The organism is Aeromicrobium sp. (genome assembly GCF_032084975.1).
Classification (GTDB): Bacteria; Actinomycetota; Actinomycetes; order Propionibacteriales; family Nocardioidaceae; genus Aeromicrobium.
Genome location: NZ_DAMDLR010000116.1, coordinates 1 through 5651, shown reverse-complemented (window position 1 = coordinate 5651; position 5651 = coordinate 1). Strand labels below are relative to the sequence as shown.

Below are 5651 nucleotides of genomic sequence, written 5' to 3'. Positions count from 1 at the left end.
GCCGAGCGCCGGCGCCGCGAGGCCGAGGTCGCCACCGCGGTCCTGCAGGCCGCCGAGGTCACCATGGCGCGGCTCGAGCAGTCGCTCGCGGCCGCCACCGAGGCCCGCATCCAGATCCAGCAGTCGCGCGCCGACCGCGAGGAGCGGCTCAAGCAGGCCCGCAGCACCGTGCGCCAGCTGACCACCGACCTCGAGGGCCTGACCCAGTCGGTGCACAAGGACGAGATGGCTCGTGCCCAGCTGCGGCTGCGGCTCGAGGGTCTCGAGGAGCGCGCGCTCGAGGAGCTGGGCATCCAGGCCGACACCCTGGTCGCCGAGTACGGACCCGACCAGCTGGTCATCCCGATCGGCCTCGAGGGCCAGACGGACGACTCCGGCGAGATCGAGCCGATCCCGTTCGACCGCGCCGAGCAGAGCAAGCGGCTCAGGACCGCCGAGCGCGAGCTGTCGATGCTGGGCAAGGTCAATCCGCTCGCCCTCGAGGAGTTCTCGGCGCTCGAGGAGCGCCACCAGTTCCTGTCCGAGCAGCTCGACGACCTCAGGAAGACGCGCGAGGACCTGCTCGAGATCGTCGCGGACGTGGACGCCAAGGTCGAGCAGGTCTTCACCGAGGCCTGGACCGACGTCGAGCGCGAGTTCAACGACGTCTTCTCGCGGCTGTTCCCCGGCGGCGAGGGACGACTGATCCTGACCGACCCGTCCGACATGCTCTCGACCGGCATCGACGTCGAGGCGCGCCCGCCGGGCAAGAAGGTCAAGCGGCTCTCGCTGCTGTCCGGCGGCGAGCGCTCGCTGGTCGCGGTGGCCTTCCTGGTCTCGCTGTTCAAGGCCCGGCCCAGCCCGTTCTACATCCTCGACGAGGTCGAGGCCGCGCTCGACGACACGAACCTGGGGCGCCTGCTGGAGATCTACGAGGAGCTGCGCGCCAACTCCCAGCTCATCGTCATCACCCACCAGAAGCGCACGATGGAGGTCTGCGACGCCCTCTACGGCGTCACGATGCGCGGCGACGGCGTCTCGGCCGTCATCAGCCAGCGCCTGCGCGAGGAGGAGTCCGCGTGAAGCTGCAGGACCAGCCGGCCACGTACACGATCTCGACCCGCTGGGAGGACGAGGACGTCTACGGGCACGTCAACAACGTCAAGTACTACTCGTACTTCGACACCGCCGTGAACGGCTTCCTCATGCGCGAGACCCGCAGCGACATCCGCCGCCTCCCGGCCTATGGCATCGTCGCCGAGACCTCCTGCCGGTTCCTGCGCGAGCTGCGGTTCCCGCTCGACGTCGTGGCCGGGCTGTCGGTCACGAAGCTGGGCAGCTCCAGCGTCGTCTACGAGATCGGGCTCTACCAGGGCGACGACCCCGAGCCGGCCGCGATCGGGCGGTTCGTGCACGTCTACGTCACGGGGGAGGACCGCAAGGTGACGCCTGTGCCCGCCGAGATCAGGGCCGTTCTCGAGCCCTTGGTGATCTCCGCCACTTAACTGACACCGTGTCCGTTTCCTGACCCTTCGCGTGCCTACGATCCACATCGTGGACACTGCACTCGACCTGGCGCGATGGCAATTCGGCATCACGACCGTCTATCACTTCCTGTTCGTGCCCATGACGATCAGCATGGCGTTCCTCGTGGCGATCATGCAGACGTTCTGGTGGCGCACTGGCGACGAGCGATGGCTGCGGGTGACCCGCTTCTTCGGCAAGCTCTTCCTGATCAACTTCGCGATGGGCGTCGTCACGGGCATCGTGCAGGAGTTCCAGTTCGGGATGAACTGGAGCGACTACTCGCGCTTCGTCGGCGACATCTTCGGCGCTCCGCTGGCGATCGAGGGGCTGCTCGCCTTCTTCCTCGAGTCGACGTTCCTGGGCCTGTGGATCTTCGGCTGGGACCGGCTCAAGCCCGGCCTGCACCTCATGACGATCTGGATCGCGGCGATCGGCACCGCGCTGTCGGCCTACTTCATCCTCGCGGCCAACTCGTTCATGCAGAACCCGGTCGGGTTCCGGATGAACGAGGAGCGCGGCCGCGCCGAGCTGGTCGACTTCATGGCCGTGCTGACCAACAAGGTCACGCTGATCACCGTGCCGCACACCCTGTTCGCGGCGTTCATGGTCGGCGGCGCGTTCGTGGCCGCCGTCTCGATGTGGTTCCTGATCCGTCGCCGCGAGGAGGACGTGCAGGCGTTCCGCAACGCGGCCCGGCTCGGTGCGGTGACCCTCCTCGTCGCCGGCCTGGGCGTCATCATCACGGGCGACATCCAGGGCAAGATCATGACCGAGGTCCAGCCCATGAAGATGGCCGCCGCCGAGGGTCTGTACGAGGACGCCGAGACGAGGGCGCCGTTCTCGGTGCTGACGATCGGCACGCTCGACGGCTCGCGTCCGGTGTTCAGCGTCGAGATCCCTGGCCTGCTCTCGCAGCTGGCCACGGGCGGGTTCGACGGCGGGGTGCGGGGGATCAACTCACTCAACGAGGAGTACGCGAAGACCTACGCCGACACCGGCATCACCGACTTCGCCCCGAACATCCCCATCACCTACTGGAGCTTCCGCCTGATGATGGGCCTGGGCTTCGCGGCCATCGGCATCTCGCTGTGGATCCTGTGGGCGCTGCGCCGGGGCCGCGTCCCCACGCCGGGCACGGCGACGACCCGCTGGCTGCTGCGAGCGTCCCTGCTGCTGCCGTTCATGCCGCTGTTCGCCAACTCGTTCGGCTGGATCTTCACCGAGATGGGCCGCCAGCCCTGGGTCGTGTTCGGTCTCATGCCCACCGCCGCCGGCGTCTCGCCCTCGGTCTCGGGCGCGCAGGTCTGGACGTCGATGCTGGGCTTCACGCTGCTGTACGGCGTGCTGGCCGTCATCGAGGTCAAGCTGCTGCTGACCTTCATCCGCAAGGGACTGCCGGAGGCGAACCCGCCCCAGCCGCACGACGATTCCGACGCCCCGCTGGCGTTCGCGTACTGAGGAGAACGTCATGGAACTCACCACCATCTGGTTCATCCTGATCGCCTTCCTGTTCGTCGGCTACTTCGTCCTCGAGGGGTTCGACTTCGGTGTGGGCATGCTCGTCGGCCTGCTGGCCAAGGACGAGCGCGAGCGCCGCGTCCTGATCAACACGATCGGACCGCTGTGGGACGGCAACGAGGTCTGGCTGCTGGTCGGCGGCGGCGCGATGTTCGCCGCGTTCCCCGAGTGGTACGCCACCTTGTTCAGCGGGTTCTACCTGCCGCTGTTCATCATCTTGGTCGCGCTCATCATCCGTGGCGTCGCGTTCGAGTACCGGGGCAAGCGCGACGACCAGGCCTGGCGTGACCGCTGGGACTGGGCGATCATCGTCGGCTCCTTCCTGCCGGCGCTGCTGTGGGGCATCGCGTTCGCGAACATCGTGCGCGGGGTGCCGATCGACGCCGACTTCGAGTACACCGGCGGGTTCTTCAACCTGCTCAACCCGTACGCGCTGCTGGGCGGCCTGCTGACGCTGACCGTCTTCCTGGTCCACGGCGCCGTGTTCATCGCCCTCAAGACCGTCGGCGACATCCGTGACCGTGCCCACGCGTTCGCCCAGAAGGTCGGTGGAGTCGCCGCCGTGCTGGCCGTGCTGTTCATCGGGTGGACCGGCGTGGTCCAGGGCGACCTGGCCGTCTGGGTCGCCGGGGCGGTGGCCGCGGTCGCCTTCCTGGGCGGACTGGCGGCCAGCCTGCGCGAGCGGGACGGCTGGGCGTTCGTCGGCACCGCCGTGGCGATCGCGGCCGTCGTCGCGATGCTGTTCCTGGCGCTGTTCCCCGACGTCATGCCCTCGTCCACCGACGCGGCGTTCAACCTGACGACCGAGAACGCGTCCTCGACGCCGTACACGCTGCGGATCATGACGTGGGTCGCGGCGTGCTTCACCCCGATCGTCATCGGCTACCAGGCGTGGTCGTACTGGGTGTTCCGCAAGCGGATCGGCGTGAACAACATCCCCGCCGCCCTGCACTAGGAGCATCCATGAGGCCCCTGGACCCCCGGCTGGTCCGCCGTTCGAGCACCGTCCGCACCCACCTGGTGTGGTCGGTGCTCCTCGGCGTCGCGACGGCGGTGCTGGTCATCGTCGTCGCGTGGTGCGTGGCCGAGGTCGTGTCCCGCCGGTTCGACGGCGACGAGGTGCTGCTGTTCCCGGTCGCCATCGCGGTGGCGTTCGGCGTCCGGGCCCTCGTCGCGTGGGCGCACGGGGTCGTCAGCGAGCGCGCCGCCATCCGGGTGAAGGCCGAGCTGCGCGCCGAGGTCGTCGGCGACCTGCTCGACCCGCGGCGGGTGGGACCCCGTCCCTCCAGTGGGCGGCTCGTCGCCCTGCTGGGACCCGGGATGGACGCCTTCGACGGCTACGTCGGGCGCTTCCTTCCGCAGCTGGGGCTGGCCGTGATCGTGCCCGCGGCCGTCATCGTCGTCATCGGGTTCGCCGACCTGATGTCCGCCGTCATCATCGCGATCACGCTCCCGCTGATCGGCGTCTTCATGGCCCTCGTCGGCCTGCTGACCCGCGACCGCGTCGAGCGCCGGTGGGCGCAGATGGAGCGGCTGTCGCGGCACTTCAGCGACGTGCTGGACGGGCTGGTCGTGCTCAAGGTCTTCGGGCGCCGCCAGGAGCGGGGGATCCGCGAGGTCGGCACCCGGCACCGCATCGAGTCGATGCGTGCCCTCGGGCTGGCGTTCCTCTCCTCGCTCGTGCTGGAGCTGATCGCGACGATCTCGACCGCGCTCGTGGCGGTCAGCGTCGGCCTGCGCGTCGTCGACGGGAACCTCGACCTGCGCTCGGCGATGTTCGTGCTGCTGCTCGCGCCGGAGGCGTACCTCCCGGTGCGCCAGGTGGGCACGATGTTCCACGACAGCACCGAGGGCGCGGCGGCGACCACGGACCTGCTCGACCTGCTGGAGCACGACCGCCACACCGGCACGCTGGCACCGCCTTCCGGGCCGGCGCCCCTGACCGTGCGCGATGCCCGGCTCACCCATCCCGGCCGGACGGCCGTCTCGCTGTCCCTCGACGACCTGCACGTCGAACCGGGGGAGTTCGTCGCGATCGTCGGTCCCTCCGGCGGCGGGAAGTCCACGTTGCTGGACGTCCTGCTCGGGTTCGAGCAGCTGGACTCCGGCGAGGTCTCCGTCGGGGGCACGCCTCTGCGCGACATCGACGTCGTGGCGTGGCGCGAGTCCGTGGCGTGGGTGCCGCAGACCCCGCACCTGGTCGCGGGCACCGTGGCCGCGAACATCGCCCTCGGTCAACAGGCGGCCACCGACGCCCAGATCGCGGCGGCCGCGGACGACGCGGGCCTCGACCTGGACCTGCGGCGCGTGGTCCGTGAGGGCACGACGGACCTCTCCGCGGGAGAGCGGCGGCGACTGGCCGTCGCCCGGGCGCTGCTGCGCCTGCGCTGCGGTGCCGCGTGGCTCGTGTTGCTGGACGAGCCGACGGCTGGGCTCGACGCCGTCCACGAGGCGACGGTCCTGCGGACCCTGCGCGCCTCGGGCGCCACGGTCGTCGTCGTCTCGCACCGACCGGACTCGGTCGCGGCCGCCGACCGGATCGTCGAGGTCGCCGCATGAGCGCCTACCCCCGCCGGAGCCGTCTCGCCCTCGGCCTGACGCTGGGCGTGCTGGCCCAGCTGGCCGCC

The 5651-nt window shown here is 69.8% G+C and carries 5 protein-coding genes; all 5 read left to right on the top strand.

What is annotated here, in order from left to right:
• The coding region (locus RT323_RS15805) for an AAA family ATPase (RefSeq protein WP_313410152.1) at positions 1–1062 on the top strand (1062 nt) is incomplete at its 5' end.
• Positions 1059–1484, top strand: coding sequence for a thioesterase family protein (locus tag RT323_RS15800; RefSeq protein ID WP_313410150.1), 426 nt, complete (start codon positions 1059–1061; stop codon positions 1482–1484). The genes RT323_RS15805 and RT323_RS15800, both read left to right, overlap by 4 nt.
• A gap of 49 nt (positions 1485–1533) precedes the next feature.
• The gene (locus tag RT323_RS15795) at positions 1534–2964 is read left to right on the top strand and encodes a cytochrome ubiquinol oxidase subunit I (protein ID WP_313410149.1); all 1431 of its coding nucleotides are present in this window, start codon (positions 1534–1536) and stop codon (positions 2962–2964) included.
• Positions 2965–2974: 10 nt separating this feature from the next.
• A complete protein-coding gene (gene cydB, locus RT323_RS15790) occupies positions 2975–3979 on the top strand; it encodes a cytochrome d ubiquinol oxidase subunit II (protein WP_313410147.1) in 1005 nt (334 codons plus the stop codon).
• Positions 3980–3987: 8 nt separating this feature from the next.
• On the top strand, positions 3988–5583 hold the full coding sequence (gene cydD / locus RT323_RS15785) for a thiol reductant ABC exporter subunit CydD (RefSeq protein WP_313410146.1): 1596 nt from the start codon (positions 3988–3990) through the stop codon (positions 5581–5583).
• Positions 5584–5651 lie beyond the last annotated feature (68 nt).

Excerpts from the sequence above, each read along its gene's own strand:
- cydD (WP_313410146.1), top strand. The coding sequence starts at position 3,988 with ATGAGGCCCCTGGACCCCCGGCTGGTCCGCCGTTCGAGCACCGTCCGC.
- cydB (WP_313410147.1), top strand. The coding sequence starts at position 2,975 with ATGGAACTCACCACCATCTGGTTCATCCTGATCGCCTTCCTGTTCGTC.